This window comes from Acaryochloris sp. CCMEE 5410 (assembly GCF_000238775.2).
Classification (GTDB): domain Bacteria; phylum Cyanobacteriota; class Cyanobacteriia; order Thermosynechococcales; family Thermosynechococcaceae; genus Acaryochloris.
This window is the reverse complement of record NZ_AFEJ02000002.1, coordinates 1,740,041-1,764,694: the sequence shown is the minus strand read 5'-3', so window position 1 is coordinate 1,764,694 and position 24,654 is coordinate 1,740,041. Positions and strand designations below refer to the sequence as shown.

General features: G+C 49.5%; 13 protein-coding genes. 5 read left to right on the top strand and 8 right to left on the bottom strand.

The window, feature by feature from the left end:
• The first annotated feature begins 840 nt into the window (after positions 1-840).
• The 4 genes from ON05_RS28925 to ON05_RS28910 all read left to right on the top strand — a co-directional run bounded on the left by ON05_RS28925 (position 841) and on the right by ON05_RS28910 (position 11,062).
• Positions 841-8,616 (top strand): choice-of-anchor I family protein, encoded by a 7,776-nt coding sequence (locus ON05_RS28925; RefSeq protein ID WP_010472464.1) that lies wholly within the window; start codon positions 841-843, stop codon positions 8,614-8,616.
• A gap of 219 nt (positions 8,617-8,835) precedes the next feature.
• Positions 8,836-9,573, top strand: a complete 738-nt coding sequence (locus tag ON05_RS28920) for a hypothetical protein (RefSeq protein ID WP_010472463.1) — start codon at positions 8,836-8,838, stop codon at positions 9,571-9,573.
• A 127-nt stretch (positions 9,574-9,700) separates the two neighbouring features.
• Positions 9,701-10,300 carry a DJ-1/PfpI family protein gene (locus tag ON05_RS28915; protein WP_010472461.1) on the top strand — a complete coding sequence of 200 codons (600 nt, stop codon included), beginning with the start codon at positions 9,701-9,703 and terminating at the stop codon, positions 10,298-10,300.
• Positions 10,301-10,495: 195 nt separating this feature from the next.
• Positions 10,496-11,062: an SRPBCC family protein gene (locus ON05_RS28910; protein WP_010472459.1), complete on the top strand. Its 567-nt coding sequence runs from the start codon at positions 10,496-10,498 to the stop codon at positions 11,060-11,062.
• 8 nt (positions 11,063-11,070) lie between these two features.
• On the opposite strand, the gene ON05_RS28905 is transcribed toward ON05_RS28910, so the two are convergent.
• Complete coding sequence (locus ON05_RS28905) at positions 11,071-11,460, bottom strand: DUF4345 domain-containing protein (protein ID WP_010472457.1); 390 nt, start codon at positions 11,458-11,460, stop codon at positions 11,071-11,073.
• 116 nt (positions 11,461-11,576) lie between these two features.
• Here ON05_RS28905 and ON05_RS28900 point away from each other — a divergent pair, with 116 nt between their 5' ends.
• Positions 11,577-12,200 (top strand): TetR/AcrR family transcriptional regulator, encoded by a 624-nt coding sequence (locus ON05_RS28900; RefSeq protein ID WP_236618928.1) that lies wholly within the window; start codon positions 11,577-11,579, stop codon positions 12,198-12,200.
• 51 nt (positions 12,201-12,251) lie between these two features.
• Here the strand turns inward: ON05_RS28900 and ON05_RS28895 are convergent, their stop codons facing one another.
• The 7 genes from ON05_RS28895 to ON05_RS28865 form a co-directional block, all read right to left on the bottom strand.
• A complete protein-coding gene (locus ON05_RS28895) occupies positions 12,252-16,796 on the bottom strand; it encodes a GAF domain-containing protein (protein ID WP_010472454.1) in 4,545 nt (1,514 codons plus the stop codon).
• Positions 16,797-17,105: 309 nt separating this feature from the next.
• On the bottom strand, positions 17,106-18,203 hold the full coding sequence (locus ON05_RS28890) for an LOG family protein (protein ID WP_010472451.1): 1,098 nt from the start codon (positions 18,201-18,203) through the stop codon (positions 17,106-17,108).
• Positions 18,204-18,360: 157 nt separating this feature from the next.
• On the bottom strand, positions 18,361-18,684 hold the full coding sequence (gene trxA, locus ON05_RS28885; RefSeq protein WP_010472447.1) for a thioredoxin: 324 nt from the start codon (positions 18,682-18,684) through the stop codon (positions 18,361-18,363).
• 275 nt (positions 18,685-18,959) lie between these two features.
• Positions 18,960-20,123 (bottom strand): GuaB3 family IMP dehydrogenase-related protein, encoded by a 1,164-nt coding sequence (locus tag ON05_RS28880; protein ID WP_010472446.1) that lies wholly within the window; start codon positions 20,121-20,123, stop codon positions 18,960-18,962.
• 179 nt (positions 20,124-20,302) lie between these two features.
• Complete coding sequence (locus ON05_RS28875; protein WP_029315141.1) at positions 20,303-21,292, bottom strand: hypothetical protein; 990 nt, start codon at positions 21,290-21,292, stop codon at positions 20,303-20,305.
• A 160-nt stretch (positions 21,293-21,452) separates the two neighbouring features.
• Complete coding sequence (locus ON05_RS28870) at positions 21,453-23,090, bottom strand: acetolactate synthase large subunit (RefSeq protein ID WP_010472441.1); 1,638 nt, start codon at positions 23,088-23,090, stop codon at positions 21,453-21,455.
• A gap of 10 nt (positions 23,091-23,100) precedes the next feature.
• Positions 23,101-24,474, bottom strand: coding sequence for an NAD-dependent succinate-semialdehyde dehydrogenase (locus ON05_RS28865; RefSeq protein WP_010472439.1), 1,374 nt, complete (start codon positions 24,472-24,474; stop codon positions 23,101-23,103).
• Between the last annotated feature and the right edge of the window lie 180 nt (positions 24,475-24,654).

The window sequence follows — 24,654 nt, the reverse complement described above, 5'->3', positions numbered from 1 at the left end:
CATAGAGAATAAATTCGATATTCAAAAGTATTAAAAGACAATAAAGACAGATTAATTCACGCAATAAGTAAGGTATCGAATCTGCACTCATATCCAGAAATATCCTTGAGCACAGATGCTAACCCAGTTGAACTTAATATTTATTCATTTAATAATGATGTAGAACGCTTGGGGCTGCAATTTTGACGTTGATAGCTTTTGATTCACACAAAAATATATCCTCATTTTTTTAATAAGAATCAGTCCTCCACAAAGTAGTCATCAAAATAGAGATCTTTTAGCGGTAAAACCGCTGTATTTTATTGGTTTCTTTAGAAAAGAAACTATTACTTAAATAGTTATCTTCTTATGTGCTGCAAACACCTAATATAAAAGCGAAGAAAAAGACAGAATAGCTACCAAAGATTTAGGATTTCAAATTTACTTTTTAGCCTGGGCAAAGTGTGGGTGATTATTTCGATGTTCTGCAAAGCATTAAGAAATAACTTAGTTTATTTTTGTTTTTGTCAACATAATCAAAACTTAACCGCAACTAGAAGCCTTCTTAATCTTTAGTTTAGCTCGTCTTTACATCCCTCTGCGAGGCTTACTGACGGTACTTCTAAAGCAGTATTAGACGTTTTCAATACTGCTGGACAAATACTTTGGGAGTGCTTCTCATGTGCATGATTCTTCGTTGGGGGATGGCAGTATTTACGGTTAACGAAGAATCTACTTTCTCAATTCACTCATCACCACTTCGGCCCTAAATTAAGCAGCCGAAAAATTGCTCATATTTAGGTCTCTTCTGAAAACTTAATCGTTTTCAGGTTGTTTTTTACTGTTTGTTTAGGAATGCTCATGGCTACTTCCCTCTCTGCTGGTGACATCGCAATTATTGGAGTCAATTCCGATAATCCTGATGACTTTAGTTTTGTCTTGCTTGTCGATATCGATGCAGGTACAGAAATTCGGTTCACCGATAGTGGCGTCCTTAGTGATGGCAGTTTTCGGGCCAACGAAGGGGCCGTGAAGTACACTGCACCCGCTGCTCTGACCGCAGGTACGGTCATCAATTTTGTGAACAACAATGCCGACTTCACTGCCGATAATGATGCTGGAGTAGGCACCAGTGGATTTTCCCTATCCACCAGTGGCGATCAAATTATTGCTTTCCAGGGTCTTTCCACCAACCCCACCTTTCTCTTCGCCTTACTGACCAACAGCACTGAATTCCAGGCCGATGCAACCTCTTCAAACACATCGGCGCTACCCCCTGGCCTTGAAATCGGCACTACCGCAGTTGCTGTAGGTGCAGGCGCTGGACCCACGCAAGAGGTGGATAACGTCGTCTACAGCGGTCCAGTAACGGGGTCCCCCACTGAACTTTTGGCCGCGATTAGTGATGCCAGTAATTGGACGGGAAGCAATTCCCCCCTGACATTGCCCACCGATTCCCTGACGGTCGGCAATGGTGGTCCAACGGGTGGTTCGGATGGCCCCTTGACCAAAATTGGGGGAGTCACCCTCGATAATGGGGCTGAAATTAACGCCTTTGACCCTGCCTCTCAAAAGCTCTTTGTCGTGTCGGGGGAAACGGAATTACAGGTTGTGGATCTGAGCGATCCGACCCAGCCCCAAGCATTAGACGCCATTGACTTATCCAGCTTTGGGGCTGGAGCCAATAGCGTTGCCATCCAGAACGGCATTATTGCTGTGGCGATTGAGGCCGATCCGGCCACCCGTAACGGCACCGTGATTTTCCTTAACAGCGATGGGGAACTTCTGGGTGAGATCGAAGTGGGTTCCCTACCGGATATGCTCACCTTTACCCCAGATGGCACCAAAGTGTTGGTAGCGAATGAAGGCGAGCCTGAAGACGATATTGACCCAGCAGGCTCGATTAGCATTATTGATTTATCGGCAGGTTTCGACAATCTATCCATACAAACGGCTGATTTCACAGCCTTTGATGGCCAGGAAGCAGAACTCCGAGCTAAAGGGGTGCGGATCTTCCCTGATAAAACCACCTCTGAAGATGTCGAACCTGAATTTATCTCTATTTCCCCCGACGGTACCACCGCCTTCGTGACCTTACAGGAGAATAATGCCTTTGCGGTGGTGGATATCGCCTCAGCAACCGTAACGGACATCCTGCCCTTGGGGGCCAAGGATTTTAGTCGGGGACCAGCCCAACTGACGCAGCTGACCCTCGACGACTTACCCAGTCTGGGGACGACGCCAGCCGGTCAAGAGATTCTGTTGGGCGGCTTATCCGGACTGTGGTACGGCGGTACCGATTCCAGCTCTGGCAATCTAATTTTTTACACGATTCCAGACCGGGGGCCTAATCCTGACACCCTAGATGTGGATGGGGATGGCATCAATGAGCGCCCCTTTGCCTTACCGGATTATCAGGCTCGGATTGTCAAATTAGAAGTGACCCCAGATCTGACTAGCGTTACCATTGCCGATCAGATTTTCCTTACCCAAGGGGACGGTACTCCGATTACGGGTCGCTCCAATATCAATAATGAGGCCGTTGATGAGCAGCCGGTAGATTTATTGGGTAATCCGCTGGCCTTTGATCCCTTTGGAGGCGACTTTGAAGGCATTTTGAAGGATGCCAACGGTAATTTCTGGATGGTGGATGAGTATCGTCCGGCAATTTACCAGTTCTCACCAGAAGGAGTACTGCTCAATCGGTATGTGCCCGAAGGGACTGCAGCCCAAGCCGGAACAGGCGGTGGTGACGATCAGGAGAATGAGACCGCCACCTTTGGCACAGAAACCTTACCAGCGGAATATATCAATCGCCGCCGAAATCGCGGGTTTGAAGCCGTCGCGCTAGATGATGAAACCGGTATCTTGTATGCCTTTATCCAAACCCCCCTGGCCAATCCTGATCGGGCCGCCTCTGATAATTCTGATGTGATCCGCATCTTGGGGATTGATACGGCCACGGGCGAGCCCGTCGCTGAATACGTTTATCTCTTGGAAGACCCAGCAGTGCGCTCCGGTGGTCGAGTGGACAAAATCGGGGACGCCGTTTTTGCCGGAGACGGCAAATTCTATGTGATTGAGCGGGACTCCGCCGTGGGTGATACCGCCAAGAAGTTTATCTTCGAGATCGATATTTCTGCTGCTACCAATTTACTCACCCTGGACGAAATTGGCATTTTCGAAAATGGCACCCTAGAGCAGCAATCTGCAGATGCCTTAGTTGCCGCTGGTATTCAGCCCGTCAACAAAATCAAAACCACCAATTTACCCTCCCTCGGATATTTGGCGGGGGATAAACCGGAAGGCTTAGCCTTACTCCCCGATGGTACCTTGGTGGTCCTGAATGATAATGACTTTGCCTTAGCAGGCGGTGATATTCCCTTAGATGGCAGTGTCCTCCTAGATCCTGATCCAGCCCCCATCACTCTAGGCTTTATTCAGTTTGGGGATGGGAATACCCTCGACCCCAGCGATCGCGATGGCGGTATCAATCTGCAAAATCATCCGGTGTTTGGGTTGTATCAACCGGATGCGATCGCATCTTTCACTACCAACGGCAAAACCTACTACATCACTGCCAATGAGGGGGATGCCCGTGATGAAGATGCGCGTATTGCCGATCTAACCCTCGATCCAACCGCCTTCCCCGATGCCGCGACCTTACAACAGGACGATCAGCTGGGGCGGCTGCAAGTTTCCACCATCGACGGCGATATTGATGGCGATGGCGACTTTGACCAGCTGTTCTCCTATGGGGGCCGCTCCTTTAGCATTTGGGATGAAGTCGGCAACCAAGTCTTCGATAGCGGCGATCAAATCGCCAGAATTACGGCGGAGCTGGCCCCAGAACTGTTCAACGCCGATGATGGCGACCCTGCTGAGTTTGATAGTCGCTCCGATAACAAAGGGGCAGAGCCAGAAGCCGTGACCGTCGGTCAGGTGGGCAACCGTACCTATGCTTTTATTGGTCTAGAACGAGCCGGGGGCGGTGTACTGGTCTATGACGTAACCAATCCGACTACTCCAGAATTCCTGCAATATATCCGCGATGATGCCGATATTGCCCCAGAAGGATTGACCTTTATTAGTACGGATGACAGCCCTAACGGCCAGAGCTTACTGGTGGTCACGAATGAAGAGAGCGAGACCGTTGCCGTTTACGAGTTTATTCCTGAAGTCAAGATCTTCGATATCCAGGGTGAAGGCCATCTGTCGCAATTCGAGGGAGAAACGGTTACCACCACGGGCATCGTTACCGCCGTTGACTTCAATGGATTTTACCTGCAAGATGCCACTGGAGACGGCAATGACCGCACCTCCGACGGCATTTTTGTGTTTACGGGCAGTTCCCCTACCGTCAGTATTGGCGATGAACTAGAACTGACGGGGCAGGTGTCAGAGTTTATTCCTGGCGGGGCCTCTACCAATAACTTATCGATTACACAGCTGAGTGTGGATGCAGTTGAAGTCTTATCTAGCGGTAATGCGCTGCCCACTGCCACCTTGCTGGGTGAGAACGGCCGTCTACCCTCCAACGATACGGTGATTAGCGCGGATGAGCTGCCCGTTAATCTGCAAACGGATCCAGGTGAGTACGATCCAGAAAACGATGCCATTGACTTCTTCGAAAGCCTTGAAGGCATGCGGGTCACCGTGGAAGATGCCGTGGCGATCTCGCCGACTCGGGTCTTTAACCGGTTTTCGGCAGAAGCCTTTACCCTCCCGAATCAGGGGGCAAATGTTTCGCCGGATGATGCCCTCACGGATCGCGGCACCCTCAATCTGGTCTCAGGGCCTAATAATACGGGCGATCAAAACCCTGAGCGGATCCAAATCCAGTTTGACCCGGATCTGCTCCCGGATGGTTTTGAGACCCCTGGTCTTAATGTTGGCGATCAGCTCGGCAATGTCACCGGAGTTGTGGGCTACAGCTTTGGCAATTTTGAAGTCAATGTCACTGAAGCCTTTACCCCCACTCCCAGCGGCTTAGAGCCAGAAACCACAACTTTGGTCGGCACCGATACCCAATTAACGGTGGCTAGCTACAACGTTCTCAACCTAGATCCCAATGATGGGGATGGTTCCGCGGATGTCGCCAATCGTCAGTTTGAGCGCTTAGCAGCCCAAATTGTCAATAATCTTCAGGCTCCCGACATCATCGCCTTACAAGAGATTCAGGATAACTCGGGTAGTGTCGATGATGGTACAACTGCGGCTGATCAAACATTGCAAATGCTCGTGGATGCCATCGCAGCCGCTGGTGGACCCACCTATGAATTCCGCACCATTGATCCGGAAGATGGCGCTTTTGGAGGACAGCCCGGTGGCAATATTCGCAATGCCTTCCTCTATAACCCTGACCGCGTCTCCATTGACGACAGTTCTCTGCAACTATTAACCCCCGAGGTGCTAGCTGCTGCAGGGGCCAGCAATCCTGATGCCTTTGCAGGCAGCCGCACACCCCTGGCCGCTAACTTCGAATTTAACGGTCAAACGGTTCAAGTCATTAACAACCACTTTTCATCCCGGTTTGGGTCTTCCCCAATTTTTGGTGCTACCCAACCCTTTATCCAGGCTGGTGAAGATGCCCGAGAAGCCCAGGCCCAAGCCGTTAATGATTTTGTGGATGGGCAATTAGCGGACAATCCAGACGCCCATATTATTGTGGCGGGGGATTTAAACACCTTTGATACGACCAACGATCTGTTAGAGATTTTGCCGGGAGTCGGCGATGAACAGGTCTTAACCAGTCTGGTTCCCCAGGCCGTCGAGACAGATGATGCCTACACCTTTATCTTTGATGGCAATGCCCAAGTGCTGGATCATCAGTTTGCCACCAACGCCCTGGCAGCAGGGGCCGAATTCGATATAGTCCATGTCAACAATGACTTTGTTCGAGATGATGGTCAGGTCATCTTTGATGACTCCATTGTGGCCAGCGATCATGAACCGGTTGTGGGTCGGTTTACCCTTGAGGATGGCGGTGGCAGCGGCGGAAACGGCGGTGGCCCCGGCGGCGGTTCTGGCACCTTTACCTTGCAAATTCTCCATGCCTCGGATTTAGAGGGCGGCGTGGATGCCATCGGTCGGGCTCCCAACTTTGCGGCCCTGACGGACTTCTTTGAAGATGAGTTCGAGAATACGGTGATCCTGTCGGCGGGCGATAACTATCTGGCGGGTCCCTTCTTCAATGCGGCGGGCGATCGCACCGCGTTTCGCGATAGCGGTTTATTCAACAATATCTACAACACCCTGTTCGGCTTACCCGCCGATCTAGATGGCGATGCCATTGACGACTTCTATGCGGGGTTGCGGGAAGGAAGCGGTCGCGTCGATATCTCGATCATGAACCGGATCGGCTTCGATGCCTCGGCGGTGGGTAACCACGAATTTGATTTAGGGTCGGATACGTTTGCAAGCATTATTGAACCCGACTTCCGCGATCCAGGTCTAGGAGATGATCGGTCCGTGGGAGCCTTGTTCCCCTATCTGTCTGCTAATCTCGATTTTTCCGGGGATGCCGACTTAAGCGATGTCTTTACCAACGACATCTTGGTCAATACCGCCTTCCGCACTGGACCCGAACAATCCTTAGCCGGGACAGCAACCCCCAAAATTGCCCCGTCCACCATTATTGAAGAAGGTGGTGAACAAATTGGTGTTCTGGGGGCCACGACACAGTTACTGGAAACGATTTCCTCACCCACCGGCACCACGGTAATTGGCCCACAAGCCAATGACATGGCCGCCTTAGCGGCTATCCTCCAGCCAGAAGTGGATCGCCTCCGCACTCTGGGCATTAACAAAATTATTTTGGTGTCCCACCTGCAGCAATTTGCCCTAGAGCAAGAGCTAGCGGGCCTCCTAGATGGCGTTGATGTGATTATTGCGGGGGGTTCCGATACCCTCCTGGCAGACTCAACTGATGTCCTCCGCCCCGGAGATGTGGCTGTAGGAGACTATCCCTTTGAAACCACAGATGCCAGCGGCAATCCCGTATTGGTCGTTAGTACCGATGGGGAATATAGCTATCTCGGTCGCTTGGTATTGGACTTTGATGCCGATGGCAATATCCTTACCAACAGCCTGGAACCGGCAGTGAGTGGGGCCTATGCCACTACCGATGATGTCGTCAATACGGTCTATGGCACGACGGATGTGGGAGATGCGATCGCATCCTCTGACAAAGCCACTGCCGTTCAACAGCTCACCGATGCCGTCTCTGATGTGGTAGCGGATCAAGATGGCAATGTCTTTGGGCTTTCAGAAGTCTTTATCGATGGTCGCCGCGAAAGTGTGCGGACGGAAGAGACCAATCTAGGGAATCTGACGGCAGATGCCAACTTGGCCGCTGCCAAAACCTTTGACGATACCGTCGTCATTTCCCTGAAAAACGGGGGTGGTATTCGAGCCCCTATTGGCGAAATTGATGCCAACGGCAATGAGTTACCGCCCCAGGCCAACCCCGTCTCTGGAAAAGCCGCAGGCGAAATCTCTCAGCTCGATATTGACAACTCCCTCCGCTTTAACAACAGTCTGACCCTGCTGACCTTAACCGCCGATCAATTATTGGAGGTAATTGAGCATAGTGTGGCAGCAACGGCTGATGGGGCCACTCCCGGCCAATTCCCTCAAATTTCAGGGATTCAGTTCAGCTTTGACCCAGATGCACCGGTTGGCGATCGAGTGCAGTCCTTAGCCATTACGGATGAGAATGGCAATGACCTTGATGTTGTGGTCCAAAATGGTGACATTGTTGGTGATGCCAGCCGCACCTTCCGCCTTGTTACCCTTAACTTCTTAGCCGATGGCGGCGATGGTTATCCCTTCCCCACCGGACCCGAGGCCAATCGGATTGACTTACCCGACGTACTCACGGATCCTGGCGCTGCTACCTTTGCCGATCCAGGGACCGAGCAAGATGCCTTAGCGGAGTACCTGGCTGCGAACTTCCCTGCCGATGCAGATCCAACCACGCCTGCGTTTACTGCCTCAGAAACCGCTCCTGCTGAAGATACCCGGATTCAGAATCTCGATTTCAGAGACGATACCGTCATTGATGCAGTGATGCCTGTCTTTAATGAAATTACGGGCACCAACCGTCGAGATATCCTGCGAGGAACGGCTGAAGCAGATGATATCAAAGGCTTGAGAGGACGAGATACCCTCTTTGGCCGTGATGGCAATGATCAGATCGCAGGGAATCGGGGCCGAGACCGTCTCCTAGGGGAGGCTGGCGATGACACCCTGATGGGTGGTCGCGGCAAAGACACTTTGTATGGCGGTGCTGATAACGACTTGCTAACGGGTGGTTCTGGAGCCGATAAGCTTTTTGGCGGGGCTGGGGATGACACCTTAGTTGGAGGTCGAGGGAGAGATCATCTGTCGGGTGGATCCGGTGCAGACTGGTTTGTCATTGAAATGGGGCAAGATCCAGATACCGTCCTCGATTTTGAGGTTGATTTGGATACCTTAGGCCTCTCTGGCGGGTTAACCCTAGGTCAACTCAGCGTCACAACTGATGATGGCGATACTCGCATCTCCTTATCAGGTTCGGAGCAAACCCTGATGATTTTGAAAGGGGTAACGGTTGATCTCGCAGACCTATCTATCCAAGATTATTCTGCTCTCTAAACCCTAGCCTGTTCCTGCCGTTCCTTGTATTTACCAGAATGACCCCGCATTTGTTAGGTGTATCATGCGGATGGAACAAGGAACGGCTTTACAGTACTTATTAAACAATTCAGTCCAATATTGACCGTTTTATTTTTTGACGGTGGTTTATGGGGTGATTGCCTAGAGTGATGACGATAGGCCATATACATTTTTTCGATTTGTGAGGGTGACCACAGTATGAGTATTTCGCTTCAAGAAATTAGCATTATCATTGCGGCCAAGGATCTGAGCCCGTCCATTCTCAATCCTGAATTCCTCCAATACAGCGATATTGTGCCGTCGGATTGGCAGTACGATCAGCAGCCCGTCATCACCAATGGGGGGGCACGAATCTCCTATGACAACGGTGTGCGCGTTACCTCTCAACCCAATCGAGTGGCCTTTGCCCAGGCTATTTCCTCTAAAGATCAGCCGCAATTTCTAATCCAGGCAATGGCTGTTAAGTTTGTGGAGACTCTCCCCAGTGCAGACTATTTAGCAGTGGGGGTTAATCCTCGGGGCCTCGTCCCTTTCTTTGAAAACGATCGGGGAGCCCATGAGTTTCTATTCCACAAATTATTTGCCCAAGGCGCTTGGCAAGACTTTGGTCAAGCGCCTGCCCAAGCTGCGATTCAGCTCAGTTATGTGCTGGAGCAAGGACAGCTCAATCTGGCCATTAATGAAGCCAAACTCAAAGGACAAGACGGAAAATCCGTTTCCGCTGTGGTTTTTTCTGGGAATTTCAATTATCCCGTTCGTGGAGAGGTGGGGATTAAACGGGTCCAGAACGTCAAAGAACGAATTCAGCTTTGGCAATCTACCGTCGCCACGTTTCAGCAACTCATCAATGAACGCTTTTTGGACGCAACCCATCAACCATCGTCTAATGCGGATATCCCCATCGCCCCCCCCGCAGAGAATGAGATGGTGCTTTAAGTTTCGCTCTATGAAACGGGACGACTTACGGGGACAGTAGTGGTGATGATTCTGGGAACTTGGCTGATATTCTCAAAGGAGAAGCCTAGAGCTTAGAACAAATTCTTTTACATGGGGACCCATCGCGATGGCTAGCAAAAACATCTTGATGCTTGTTGGTGATTTTGTCGAAGATTATGAAGTCATGGTTCCTTTCCAGGCATTATTAATGGTCGGACATACCGTACATGCGGTTTGCCCTAACAAGAAATCTGGCGAGTCTGTCAGAACGGCGATTCACGACTTTGAAGGCGACCAGACCTATAGTGAAAAACCAGGCCATAACTTTACCCTGAATGCCACCTTTGCGGAGGTCTCTGCTGCCGATTACGATGCTTTGGTGATTCCGGGTGGTCGAGCCCCAGAGTATTTGCGCCTCAATCCAGATGTGATCAAAATTGTGCAGCACTTTGCCCAAGCCAACAAACCGTTAGCGGCGATTTGTCATGGCGCACAACTGCTATCTGCTGCGGGTGTTTTGGTGGGGAAGCGCTGTTCGGCTTATCCAGCCTGTAGTCCAGAAGTCACTGCTGCGGGCGGGGAATATGTGGATCTGGCCGTGGATGATGCTTTGACGGATGGCAATTTGGTTACCGCCCCGGCATGGCCTGCTCATCCGAAGTGGCTGTCTGCATTTTTACAGGTTTTAGGCACTCAGATTGAACACCCGGAAGCTGTGCTTACTTGATCAGGTGGCTTTAGTGCTTCAACTTTCAGGGGCCGCTAGGGTTTATCTATCGGTATGCACTGTTTCCTGCCCTGTCAGCTCTGCTGGCAGATGGGCCTATGGGCGGTGGGCTTTATGTATGCAACAAAGACAAACTTTCTTTATGATTTGTAAAGAATACTTTGTCCAAGCCTCGCTGATAGTTTCACTCGCTGAATGATGCAAACCTCTTTTCCCCCGCGCCAGCCCTTGGATGCTCTGACGACAGGGCTGTCTGATTTACAACGGCAAGCATTACGGCGTGGAGAAGCCATTGTCTCGGGTCAAGCGGGTCAGTATATGGCCCAAGTTGTCATTGAGAGTGAGCCTGAAACCGCTTGGCAAGTGCTGACGGATTTTGAGCATTTAGCCCAGTTTCTCCCTAATGTTATGGCGACCCAAGTGCTGGAGGCATCGGCACAGCGAACCGTGGTGGAGCAAACGAATGTTTCTCAGATTCTATTTGCTCAGGTTCAATCAAAAGTCCGCACAGAAAATAGCGTGATAGCCCCTGGCAAATTGAGCTTTCACCTGCTGAAAGGCGATCTCAATCATTTACAGGGCTATTGGCAAGTTTTACCGCTCGCTACATCCCAGGTATTGGTCAAACAGGTCGTTTCTGCGGATGCAGATCTAGGTTTTCTGGAGGGCAGCTTCCATCTCTTGTTTCGCGAGACTTTGAAGCGTACCCTCGCCGCTATTCAAACAGAAACCCAGGCCAGAACGTTACTCAAGGCGGCTTAAGTTCTTAGTTATCCTGTTTTAGACTGGCGGCGAGGAAGTTTAGCCTGCCAGATCAGCAGCAAGGGAAAACATAACTCGATACCTGTAAAGACCAACGTTAGTGGACCCGGTGCTCCGACTTGCCAGAAGGAAATGACATGCCCCACGCCACCCGCGAAAATTGCACCCGCCACAATCCGCAATGCCGTTTTGTGTTTTTCGATATTGGGAATAATCCACCAAGCGATTACCCCTAGAGAAATATAAAAACCGGTGATATAGCGATAGTGGCTATCGAACTCTGGCGTAATCGCTTCTGCTGGTAGCCATCTCCCTAAACCAGACGTCTGGCCAAGTATCGCCACCATAAAAGGAATTAAGCTTAACATCCCTATAATGATTTGTAATCCGCGTTTCATCCAAGCCTCCGAATAGTGCAGTGATTAGAGTGGACTCAATATCAATGTTATAGTCTATAACAATGTTATGCAGTATAACGCAGTACACTGGTGCTAGAAACCAACGACCGTAACTAGTGAGCAGTGAACCGTATCATCACGGCCATTTAAGAGAAGCATTGATTGAGGCCGCCCTTGCACAAATTCAATCCGAGGGGGCGTCAGCCTTAAATTTGAGCAAGCTAGCTCGCCAATGCGGGGTTAGCCAACCTGCCGTTTATCGCCACTTTGCGAGTAAACAAGCCTTAAGTTTTAGCTTGGTCCATTGGGGATTTGAACGACTGGTTCAGCGATTACAAGCCACCACTCAGTCTGAGCAAGAGGAGACCCTAACTAGCATCAGAGGATTGGCTAAGGCCTATCTAGAATTCTCGCTAGAGTATACGGAGCTTGCCCGGATGATGTTTAGCTTGAAAGAACGGGTGACTGACCCCGATCTCCACGCTATTTCCAAGCAAGCGGCAGGTCCTCTATATCAAATCGTCCAGATTGCTCAAGCACGTCAGACTCTGAAAGAAAATGACGTAGGGCAGGCGGTTCGCCTGATTTGGGCCTCTATACATGGACTAGCGGTATTACTGATGGACGAACAAATGCCTTACGTGACGCAGACGCCTGGCGCTATAGAGGTGCATCTGGATGCGATCGCACAGTTGCTACATGATGGTTTATTCATCAGCCCTGATTCGCCTCAGGTATAGGCATCAATACCCACCCTTGACGATTCAAAGACAACGGCAAACCGCAGGGGCTTAACTGGAGACAGCTGAAGTCTGGTAGTTTTGCTTTTCCATGGTCAGGGCCAATCTGACCGCTTCAAACTCTTGTTCCAGCTTATTCATCCAGGTGGAAGAGATCGCCAGATTTTCGAGCTTGCTCATATGCTCTAATTCTTTCAGTTGATGCGCCAGTTGAGTTGCTCCCATCGAAGCGCTCATGGATTTTAGAGAATGGGCAATTTCATTGATTTGGACGTAGTTTGTTGTTGCGATCGCATCCTTCAATCCCGCCAACATCGGCTCCGCATCCCGGAGGAAGTTATCAATCACAGAAACGAGAAAGCTACCACCATCATCTCCACCAATTTCTATCAGCGCTTGAATAGCTGCTTCATCTAATAGAGCGGGTTTCATCGCCTGGGGCAGGGCAAGGTCTGAAGGGGGATGATATTGGCTAAGGGCGATTTTGAGGTCCTCAAGAGACACAGGCTTGCACAGATAGTCCTGCATCCCTGCATCCAAACATTCTTGTTTCTCTTCGGGTAAGGTTCGTCCCGACACCCCAATAACATAAGGACAAAACTCTTGTTGCCGCAGGGTTTGAACTACCTCTAAGCCATTCATCTTGGGCATTTGTACATCTAAGAGAATGAGGTCATACGTATGGGTTTGGCAAGCCGCCACCACTTGCTGACCATCACTGACGACATCAGCCGAATAACCCAGATGCACCAACCGTTGCACCATTAATTGCTGATTGAGCGTATTGTCATCCGCCACTAATATTCTGAGATCTTCAGGCTGGATAGACGCCATCTCCTCCAACGAGTCTGACTCAGACGGCTCAGGCTCCGAGTAAATATATTGGACCCCGAGATGTTCTGCTAGCTTGTCTAGGATGGTACTTTCTTGGCACGGCTTACGGACAAAATCGTCACACCCGACCGAGAGGGCATAGAGTCGATCTTCTTCAAACGCATTCGCCGTTAGGGCAATAATCACAGGTGGATTGTCTCCACATTGGGCTTTGATTTTTCGAGTGGCTTTGTAACCATCCATCACTGGCATGCGCATATCCATCCAGATTAAATGGGGAGCCCATTCCTGCCAAATCGCCAGGGCCTCTTCCCCGTTCACCGCTTCTCGAATATCAAATCCAAAAGGAGCCAACCATTGCTGCATCAGCTGTCGGTTGGCCCATTTATCTTCCACCAGCAGGAGTCGATAGGTGGGTTGCCCTGGAGCTAAAGACACCACCTGTCGTGTGGACTTCACGGTCTTAACGTCTGCCGCATCGGCGAGAGTGACGGGAATCGTGAACCGGAAGGTGGAGCCCTGCCCTACGGTACTATCAACCTCGATATCGCCCCCCATCAGTTGCACAAAGCGGCGGCTAATCGGCAAGCCGAGTCCCGTCCCTTCTTGAGCACGATAGCCTGAATCCGTCTGAGTAAAGGCTTCAAAGAGTTGCTCCACATCAGAGACCTTGATGCCAGGACCTGTATCCATGACCGCAAAAGTCAGTTGACAGGCCCTCTCGGGTTGACCGCTCTGTTCTGGGGTATCCACCTGGAGCAAGACCTGGCCTTTCTCCGTATAGTTAAGACCGTTCCCAAGTAAATTGATCAGGACCTGGCGGAGTTTCCCTTCATCGGCAAACACAAACTGGGGGACGGTTGCCGAACGCTCAAAATAGAGCTGCAATCCTTGTAATTCAGCTTTGGCCTCCAGCATATCTTGGAGAGAATCTAATAACCGATATAGATCAAAGCTGACTGGTGTAAGCGCCAACTGCCCCGCTTCAATCCGGGACATTTCTAAGACATCGTTGATCAAGGACAACAAATGTTCTCCACTCCGGCCAATAATGCCAAGCTGTTCAGTTTGAGTCTCCCCTAATTGGGGATCTCGCTGCATGATCTCCACATACCCCAAGATTGCATTCAGGGGGGTTCGCAATTCGTGACTCATATGTGCTAAAAAGTCACTTTTGGCTTGGCTCGCTGCGTCAGCCGCCTCCTTGGATTGTTGGGCTTGGTTAAGGAACTCGGATTGCTGAAGTGCGACACCTAGTTGGGTACTAATTTGAATCGCGAATTCCCGCTCTTTGACTTGCCATTGCCGGGGAGCTGAGCATTGATGAATCGCCAATAGCCCCCACAGGATATTGCTCCGAAAAAGGGGTACGACTAAATGGGCCTGAACTTGCAATCCTTGCATCATCTCTACATAACAGGGATGTAAATTACAGGTGTTGAGATCATCAATTGCAAAAACTTGGTGAGCACCAGGACTAGCTGTGTAGCGGTCTTGGAAACAGTCGCCTTTGACGTCATACCCCAAGATAGATCGGTAATCGGGATGAACATCTTCGGCAATCACCTCTCCTTGGCTATATTGGACATCCGGTAAAAACTGAAAAACCACTACCCGCTCCACTTGCAGGAGCCTACGGACCTCACGGGTCGTGGTCTTGAAAATGGTTTCCAAATCCAAGGACTCTCGAATTTTGGAGATCACATTCGTGAGAGTATGCTGCTGTTCCGCAATAATGGCGAGCTGTTGCGCCTGATTCTGGACCTTTTCCGTGGCGCCCGCTTGTTGGACGGCAACCCCCAAGTGCGTTGCCAGCTGGGTAATAAAATCAACCTCCAATGGTTTCCACGCATATGGATTGGAGTGCTGATAGGCCCCAATCAGTCCCCACAAGCGGCTACCGACAAAAACAGGGGCAATTAAAAAGGCCTTAATCTGGTAGTAGTGATAGGTGTCCAAATGACAGGGGGAAAGTCCAGCTTTGGAGACGTCATCGACAACGGATACGTGATGTTGACGGTATCGTCCTCCCTTCGTCTCTTGTAGATGAGAGTCATTCCAGACTTCACGGGTGGAATAGACTACCTCTTGCCATTCAGGTTTAACAGCCCGAAAATTATGAATAAATGAACCGCCCCAGTCTTCGTCAAACTGATAAACGGCCACATGATCAACATCTAACAAGCGTTGGGCTTCTTGAGTAGCCGTTTGGAAAATTGTATCGAGATCCAGGGCTTTTTGTAACTTAGATAAGATATTGGTTAAAGCGCGCTGTTGATTGGCAATCGCCGTCGAACGATGTAGTTCAGCGGTCCGCTCTTTAATTTGCTCTTCTAAGTGGGTATTGAGGGTCTGGACCTGTTGGTAAAGCTGGTATTGGTTAATTGCGGCGGAAAACCGTTCTCCCAAAGCTTCAGCTAATCGAACTTCGGCGTCTGTCCAGGGCTGAGATTGCCCTGCTTTGATTTGCCTCCAAGCTTCAAAAGACTGGCGAGGAGCCAATTGACGGCTATCAGGATGATGGAACCCTGCCCAACAGAGTTCTTCTTCCACCTCATTGCGGAAAATAGTAATGCACCCCAGCAATTCCGTATCAAAATACAGGGGTAGAATCATCACACCACGAATGGGCGTGGATTGAAAGGCGGGACTTAAAACTCGAAATAATGGCTCTCGGTAAATATCCGCAATCGCCCATATCGTCTTGTTGCGGGTTGAAGAACGAGGCTGGGACGATAGGGCATAGTTTTTGCGCATCCAGTCCACTGACCAGGGACGACTTTCCGTGTCAGGGGTGTCGACAGACTGTGTTGAATTCAGGTAATTTTGCCATAGGGCATTCTCTTCAATTAACCTGTCATGGTCTAATTTGCTAGGTTGATCGCCACAACAATAAAGTTCTGCGGATTGCTCAGAGGTTGTATGACTGAGATATAGCCGTCCGCCAGTGCCCTGCATCACCGCCACCATCTCTGCCAAGGCAACCTCTAGCTGAACGGTGGGTTTGGTATATAACAAGGCCGTCACACGATTTACCCCTGCTTCTTGGGCGGCCTGCTCTCGCACCCGATCTAGAAGAGTCGCTTGACCAATAGCCACGGCCATCTGATTCACTACGGCCTGAATCAGCTCCAGTTCTGATCCCTCGACTTGACGGGGTTGCGCATGGTGGGAAACTAGGAGTCCCCAAAGGCGTTGTCCCTGGTTTAAGCCTGTGGTGACCTCTGGTTCACTCTGGATCTGCTCTAAGCTGGACTGCTCAATCACGATGGGGACGACCACCGAGGATTGCACCCCCATTGCTTTCAAATATTCGACATGGCAGGGATCGATGGGCCGAAAACGAATATCTCGACTCTCTAACTCTGAGCCCGTTTCTGTGCAATTGAGAGGGCTAAAACCAATTTGTTGGGTGGAGAGATCCACCACAGAGCGTTGCCGGGCCTTTAAGTAAAGCTCACGCGCCGGCAGGGGAATATCATCTGCCGGAAAATTCAGTCCTAATAACGAGGGTAAATGGTCTTCACGAATGGATTCGGCAATCACCAGACCATGGCCATCCGGGAAAAATTTATAAACTTTGACGCGATCGGTGCCTAAGAATGCCCTGACTTCAGCCACTGTTGCGGACAAGATCTCATTCAGTTCCAACGACTGACGGATGCGAGTCGTAATGCGATTGAGAAGAGCTTGCTGAGTCAATTTAGATGGTATGTCCGGGTAGGAACAGTCAGCATTTAATTTTGAGGAGGATACATCCATCGTCTAAATCCCGAATACAGTCTTTGGAACCGCTATTGACTCGATTTAGGCAATTTCTGTGACAGTTTCACTGTAACCTACAGAACAAGAACAGGGGGTAACTAGATGAACACCCCTATTTCAGCCAAGTGTCAGGGGCTTGAGTGCTGCTGTTGTTTCTGGTTATGAGGTCAATTCACAAAAAATTACCGGATAGACAGGCGTTAACTGTCTCAAGCCCTAACGTGCCCATTCATAAGACGATTTATCACAGACATAGATCAAAATATTGATTCCCAATCGTGATCCGTTCAGCCATTCTATGTAGTGCTATTTTCGTTCAGGATGGTAAAGGGTTTGGTTGGTGTCACCCATCTGGTTAATGGTTGCAATCATTTGGCTCAACCGCCCATGGTCCCGCTGATTGAAATAGAACACCAATCGGGGTAAATGTTCTGTCTCATCCTCAACTTGTTGAGGTTGAGGTTCTTGATGATCCAATTCTTCTGGCAACGCCCCACTTTTGCGAATTTGGTCACGAAGCAGGATATCTGTAAACTCTTGATTTAGCCACTTTACATCTGAGTCGGAGAGCTCTTGATTGAGACGCATCACTAAGCGATCGCCGACATAACGGCTGGAATGGTAAACCTGGTAGAATCCCGAAATCGCAGCACAAGCGGTCTCTAGGTTATCCGTAATCGTATATAAGCGATGGTCATCTTCACTGATGAGCCCACCAGCGATCAAATGCTTGTGTATATAAGCATTCCAGTCTTGCCAATAGTGAGTTCCTGGCGGATCGATTAAGACCACCGGTACGGGAGGAGACTTTCCCGTTTGACTCAGGGTCAGACATTCAAAGGCTTCATCTTGGGTGCCAAATCCACCGGGGAAAAGTGCGATCGCATCGGTTTCCCGGAGAAAAAACAATTTGCGCGTAAAGAAGTACTTGAAGTCGATCAGCTTCTCATCCCCAGCGATGAAAGGATTTGAATCTTGCTCAAAGGGCAGCTGAATATTGAGGCCAAAAGACTTTTCTGCCCCCGCCCCTTGATTACCTGCTTCCATAATGCCGCCCCCCGCTCCTGTCATTACCATAAAGCCTTGCTGGGTAACGCAGCGGGCAAAATCTACCGCCATTTGGTAGGCCGGACTATCCGGTGGTAGGCGAGAAGACCCAAAAATGGAGATCTTACGAATGTGTCGATAGCGGTGAAAAACCTGAAACCCTTGCTCTAGATCTTGTAAGGCCGCCGTCAGAATTTTCCAATCTAAGCGATCAAGATCTTCTTCTGCCATATTCAGCAAAGTTTCCAGGGCCTGCACTATCAGAGGACCATGCTTGAGTTGGGGTAAAATGTCTAGCAAATGATCGAGGCGCTGATGTAAAGCAACCGATGGATCAGGAGACTGAGTCATAAGCATGTGTCACTCTAGGCTAGGTCAGCTCAACGATAACAATTTAACGACAAAAAAGCGGCCCTTAGTTTATTGGCTAAGGACCGCTTCCATAACTTGAATGAACTGCAAACATGGGTTGCAGTATACGGATTCCATGCTAGAACCCGAAAAACCCGAAAAACTAGAGATACTTATCTAAAGTACTGGCCAAAGTGGTTTTAGGAACAGCTCCTACAACCATATCGACACGCTGCCCGCCTTTAAAGACCATTAAAGTTGGAATACTACGAATTCCGTACTGACTGGCAACATTGGGATTTTCATCCGTGTTGATTTTTACAACCTTGACTTGGCCTTTATATTGCTCAGAGATTTCATCAACGACGGGAGCAACCATCCGACAAGGTCCGCACCAAGGTGCCCAAAAATCAACAAGAACAGGAACATCACTTTCAATGACTTCTTCTTTGAATGTGGCATCTGTGACTGGGGCAGCTGATGACATGCTTAGAAACCTTTATCGACTGTAGCTTATCTACGATTTGTACCATAGCAGGTTCAACCCCACCTAGACATAAACAGAAAATTAACAATCAAAATGCCCATATCAGCGCCTAAAATGAGGAAGCCGCCCGAACAACTGCTCAGGCGGAGTGTGGTGTGAGGAGTGAACGGAAACATGCGTCTCCGCTATACCCATTCTAGGCAACCAATTCACGTTTGCCATACCTTTTTTGGCAAAGATCGGCGTCTAAACGTGTTAAGTTTGGCAAATTTTTGTTATTTACCCATGCCTAGTTTTTGGGCTGCTTGGTAGACTTTCCCTTCTGTCAGCAGAGATGGAGCAACCACTACCTCTACTTGCTGCATCTGTTTAATATCTTTGGCTCCTAAAGTACCCATGCTCGTTTGCAAGGATCCAAGAAAGTTGTGGGTGCCATCATCTAACTGAGCCGGTCCTCGCAGGATTTGCTCTAGGGTACCGGTTGTCCCGACCCGAATTCGGGTCCCTCGGGGCAACACAGGACTAGGCGTTGCCATTCCCCAGTGAAACCCTCGTCCGGGTGCTTCCGCTGCTCTAGCAATGGGCGAGCCCATCATAATGGCATCGGCACCACAGGCGATACATTTGCACACATCACCGCCAGTAATCAGGCCCCCATCCGCAATGATCGGAATATATTGGTTGGTCTCGCGAAAATGGTCATCACGAGCGGCAGCACAGTCTGAGATCGCAGTTGCTTGCGGAACCCCCACTCCCAAAACGCCTCGGGTTGTGCAAGCTGCACCGGGACCAATACCCACCAGTACTGCTGCAGCACCGGCCTGCATTAAGCTTTTCGTGACTTCATAGGTTACACAATTTCCCATCACCACAGGGATCGGGAGGTCTTGGCAAAACTTAGCTAGATCAAGAGGGGTCACACTTTCTGGAGACACGTGATCCGTGGAAACGACCGTTGCCTGGATAAAGAATAAATCCGCACCTGCGTCAACCACAGCTTGACCAAATTTACTGGCCCCGATCGGTGTTGCACTCACCGCTGCAATGCCTCCTTGAGACTTGATCTGGGTGATGCGCTCGCGAATCAGTTCCGGTTTGATGGGTTCTGCGTAGAGTTCTTGCATGAGTGGCACAAAGCCATTCACATCAACTCCAGCGATTTTGTCCAGAATGGGCTCTGGATCGCTGTACCGGGTTTGAATCCCTTCTAAATTCAATACCCCTAGGGCGCCTAATTCTGATAGACGAACGGCCATTTTGACATCCACAACCCCATCCATTGCACTCGCTAGAATGGGAATCTCCCGTTGAATACCACCAATTTGCCACTGGGTATCTGCCAGTTGTGGATCTAGGGTTCGTTGTCCTGGTGAAAGGGCAATTTCGTCAATTCCATATGCTCTACGCGCCGTTTTGCTACGGCCAATTTGAATATCCACACCAGTAACCATTCCAGAACGATTTAGCTAGACTAACAAAGCCAAATTGCCCTGTCAAAGTCTTACAAAGACTTGAATATTAGCAGGTGTGGCATATCGCCAGCTAGCTCCTATTCGCTACAGCTTCCAGAGCGTTGAAGGGGGTGACGATTCTACCTCCCTTAGAACTAACTAAATCATTATGATTCTGGAGAGGAGCGTCGCTTAATAATGGGCTTGCTCACTGGGCGAGGTTTGTTTGAAGTGTTTTGAGGACGAGGAGAGCTGAACTTCCTGGGTTTGCGAGACTCGCTTCTTTCCTGCTTTGATTTGCGTTTGGGAGGGACAAGGGCCACTTTTTGCCCATTGACAATCGCTAATTCTCCCCCTTGACGCTGCACATGTAAATCCCAGAAATAGCCTAAAGTTTTATCCTTTAGATTGCCAGTGAGCTTGAGCTTAAAGGCTTTGGGTCGATCTGAACTTTTTCGAGGAGATTGCTGGATTTTTACCAATAAATAATTTCTCTCCGTGGATTGAAAAACAATCTCACCCCGAATGGAAAAATAACCATCTTGGAGGGGGGCAGCAAGCTGGCTAGGTTCTTCAGGCGTGTCTGGAGTTTCAGTCGCAGCCATAGGACCAAACCCTTCTGTTGACCAAACGCCGACAATCTGCATATGTAGCGTTTCTTCTTTCTCGCGGGTTCGAGGATAAACGACCCATAAATAGGTTTGCTCTAAATCTAGATACTTTTTGACTAGACTCATGACCTGACCCAACAAAACCGCATCCAAGTGGGTTCCATCTTCTGTAATCAGGTCTCCTCGATTAAATTGCTCTTCCGAAGGTCGGTACTTCCCTTTGATTAATCCAATCGCCCGATATTGCATCGGTTCACTGGGTGGTGGAATGGGTTGTTGTCCTGCGGATTCAGGTGCGTCAATAGTTACATCTGCAGCAGGTTCTTGCTTTTCTACGGCAACTATCTCAGGCGCTGGAGGCGGAGGGGTTTTAGCCACAGGGCGCCGGGGTGGACCTTTTAATTGCATATTGTCCACATGAGTCTCTTGAGTCTCACCCTTGGGGGGATTGGACTGTTCATCTGAAACCGTTTGAGGGTCCATATCAACAGATTTTTTCTTGGTGTGACGAGTTGACTTAGGTGGCTGTTCGCTAGAGGAACTCATAGACTTCGGAATGATAATCGAGCAGCAGGTGGGTGAAACCTGATTGTATTTTTTTACCATCCTAACCGGGCTGTCGATCAAATCCTAATCCCTGATGAATTAAAAAATGATCGTTTCCTACAAAACTCAAACAAATGTTTCTCTACCCTGGATAAAAAGTTTAGTTAATACAAGCAATCTCACCTGATTTTTGGCTAAACATTAAATTCTCTTTGTAATCAATTGGACAGTCCACAATTGTTGGCACGTCTTGTGCCAATGCAGTCTTTAGACAAGGCATAAAATCAGCACTAGATTCTACTCGATAACCCTTGAGGCCCATACTTTCTGCAAGCCGCACAAAATCAGGGTTGCCAAACTTTATAAAAGAAGCTTCTCCGTAATATTGTTGTTGCTTCCACTCAATCAAACCATAGCCGCCATCATTAAAAATAATTGTGGTGAAAGCAACACCGAGACGCAATGCCGTTTCCAGTTCCTGCATATTGATCATGAAGCCACCATCACCGGTTACAGCCACAACATGGCGATCGGGATAGACTAATTTGGCTGCTAAGGCACCCGGAATAGCAATTCCCATGGCGGCGAATCCATTGGAAATTAAGCAGGTATTTGGGCGATCGCAATGGTAATGACGAGCCATCCACATTTTGTGAGCCCCCACATCAGAGATCACAATATCTTCGGATTCGAGAACGTCTCGGAGATCGTAAATCAGCTTTTGCGGACGTAGAGGAAAGTGCTCATCCTTGGCATACTCTTCGTAGTCGGCGCGGATTTGGGGCCGAAGCTCGACCCCGTAGGGATCCGGTTTGCCATGACGATCTGCCCGCCGGAGAATTTCTATCAAAGAGTCAGAGATATTGCCAACGACTTCAGTTTTAGGGATATAGCTACTGTCTATCTCAGCGGGTTCTGCTCCCACATGCACAATGGGGATGGTGCCGTCCGGATTCCACTTTTTAGGCGAAAACTCGATTAAGTCATAGCCTACGGCAATGACGAGATCCGTCCGATCAAAGCCACAGCTGATATAGTCTCGCTGTTGTAATCCCACGGTCCACAGAGCTAAGGGGTGGGTATAGCGAATCACCCCTTTGCCCATAAAGGTATTGGCTACAGGAATATTTAACTCGGTGGCAAATTGGGTGAGGGCTTCGCTGGCATTGGCTCGAATGGCTCCATTTCCAACCAAAATCAAAGGATTAGTGGCCTGAGAAATAATTTCGGCTGCCTGCTCTAGAGTACGAGGGGAGGCAAAGCTACGCTTGAAGCTATCCTGCTGTAATGGCATACCTTCAGCGGGCATGGCAGCAATATTTTCGGGTAAATCGATATGCACCGCTCCCGGTTTTTCTGTTTGAGCCCGTTTGAAGGCTCTCCGCACAATTTCTGGGGTGTTGCTGGGGCGAACAATTTGTGCATTCCATTTAGTGACGGGATTAAACATGGCCACCAAATCTAAATACTGATGGGACTCAATATGCATCCGATCGGTACCGACTTGTCCTGTAATCGCAACCAGAGGAGCGCCATCTAAATTAGCATCGGCAACCCCTGTCATCAAGTTGGTGGCCCCCGGGCCTAGGGTGGAGAGGCAAACCCCTGCTCGACCGGTTAATCGACCGTATACATCGGCCATAAACGCAGCCCCCTGTTCATGGCGGGTGGTAATAAATTGGATCGAGGAGTCTCGCAGGGCTTCTAAGACTTGGAGGTTTTCTTCCCCTGGCAACCCGAAAATATACTCCACACCTTCATTTTCCAGACATTTGACCAACAATTCTGCTGTATTCATTAAAAATGGCTCACTTCACCCATACGGTTTTGATGTTAACGAATTCATGAATGCCTTGAATGCCTAATTCTCGGCCATAGCCAGAGCGTTTGATGCCACCAAAGGGAAGACGAGGATCAGACTTGACCATGCCGTTGATAAAGACAGCGCCTGCGTCCACATGCTGGATCAGGTGGTCCTGTTCTTGGGGATCGGTGGTCCAGGCACTGGCTCCTAATCCAAAGGGGCTATCGTTGGCTAACGCGATGGCAGCGTCCATGTCCGCCACCCGAAAGACTAACGCAACTGGACCAAAGCATTCCTGGGCGTAAATCGGGTTGTCTTTGGTAATGCCGGACAGAATGGTGGGCTGGTAAAAATTCCCAGGTAAGTCTGGCCAGCGTTGGCCACCCACCAGGATTTGAGCACCATGAGAAACAGCGGTTTGAACTTGCTGTTCCAGTTCTTCCAGAATACTGGCGGTTGCCAAGGGACCGACCTCGGTTTGTGGGGCCATGGGATCCCCAAGAGTCAGTTTGCTAAACGCTACTGTAAATTTTTCTAGAAACAGATCTGCGATCGCATCCGCCACAATAAATCGTTTTGCCGCAATACAGGACTGCCCCGTATTTAACATTCGCGCTTTTACCGCTGTCGCTACCGCTGCGTCTAAATCAGCACTCTCTAGGACAATGAACGGATCGCTGCCACCTAGCTCTAGGACTGTTTTTTTGATCTGACGACCGGCGATTGCCGCTAAGCTGGCTCCGGCTGGTTCGCTCCCAGTCAGGGTTGCTGCTTTGACCCGATCATCTTTCACGACCATTTCTACCTGCTGAGCAGAGATAAGTAAGGTTTTGAACACATGCTCAGGGAACCCTGCCTCTAACAAAATTTGTTCAATTGCCAATGCACATTGAGGGACATTGGAGGCATGCTTAAGGACACCTACGTTTCCAGCCATCAGGGTTGGAGCCGCAAACCGGAAGACTTGCCAGAAGGGGAAATTCCACGGCATAACCGCCAAGATAATTCCCAGAGGTTGATAACAGACCCAGGAGCGTTGGGCATCCGTTTCAATGGTCTGACTCGCTAGAAATAGGGGGGCCTGTTTCGCATAGTAACGACAGACCCAAGCGCATTTTTTCACCTCGCCCAGGGCTTCTTGAATCGGCTTACCCATTTCTAAAGTCATCAGGGCAGCATATTCCTGACTTTTGTCAGGGTTTTCCAACATATCGGCCGCTTTCAATAACCACTGACTCCGATCCGTAAAGCTCGTCTGACGATAAGACTGAAATGCCGCTTCAGATTGGGCTAACTTTAATTGAATGGCTTCAGGTGTAAGAGCTGAAAACGATTGCAGTGTTTCTAAGGTTGTCGGATTGACGGTGGCGATGCCCATGTTTCAACCTCTAAATTCAGTCTCTAACCCGTAAAGGCAAGCTTAATAGTGTCAATCATCGCAAAAAAATGTTCGACTTGTGGATGGAATCTGTAAAAGAGGATGGATTGAAAGTAGACTGATCGCTTTTGGTAAAATCTTTTGCAAGACCGGATACTTTTGGCTATGAATTCATGAGAA

What these genes read in the sequence shown, in the direction of transcription:
- trxA (WP_010472447.1), bottom strand. Translation starts at nt 18,684, where the DNA reads ATGTCATCAGCTGCCCCAGTCACAGATGCCACATTCAAAGAAGAAGTC.
- ON05_RS28925 (WP_010472464.1), top strand. Translation starts at nt 841, where the DNA reads ATGGCTACTTCCCTCTCTGCTGGTGACATCGCAATTATTGGAGTCAAT.
- ON05_RS28920 (WP_010472463.1), top strand. Translation starts at nt 8,836, where the DNA reads ATGAGTATTTCGCTTCAAGAAATTAGCATTATCATTGCGGCCAAGGAT.
- ON05_RS28870 (WP_010472441.1), bottom strand. Translation starts at nt 23,090, where the DNA reads ATGAATACAGCAGAATTGTTGGTCAAATGTCTGGAAAATGAAGGTGTG.
- ON05_RS28905 (WP_010472457.1), bottom strand. Translation starts at nt 11,460, where the DNA reads ATGAAACGCGGATTACAAATCATTATAGGGATGTTAAGCTTAATTCCT.
- ON05_RS28890 (WP_010472451.1), bottom strand. Translation starts at nt 18,203, where the DNA reads ATGCTTATGACTCAGTCTCCTGATCCATCGGTTGCTTTACATCAGCGC.
- ON05_RS28895 (WP_010472454.1), bottom strand. Translation starts at nt 16,796, where the DNA reads ATGGATGTATCCTCCTCAAAATTAAATGCTGACTGTTCCTACCCGGAC.
- ON05_RS28910 (WP_010472459.1), top strand. Translation starts at nt 10,496, where the DNA reads ATGATGCAAACCTCTTTTCCCCCGCGCCAGCCCTTGGATGCTCTGACG.
- ON05_RS28865 (WP_010472439.1), bottom strand. Translation starts at nt 24,474, where the DNA reads ATGGGCATCGCCACCGTCAATCCGACAACCTTAGAAACACTGCAATCG.
- ON05_RS28915 (WP_010472461.1), top strand. Translation starts at nt 9,701, where the DNA reads ATGGCTAGCAAAAACATCTTGATGCTTGTTGGTGATTTTGTCGAAGAT.
- ON05_RS28875 (WP_029315141.1), bottom strand. Translation starts at nt 21,292, where the DNA reads ATGAGTTCCTCTAGCGAACAGCCACCTAAGTCAACTCGTCACACCAAG.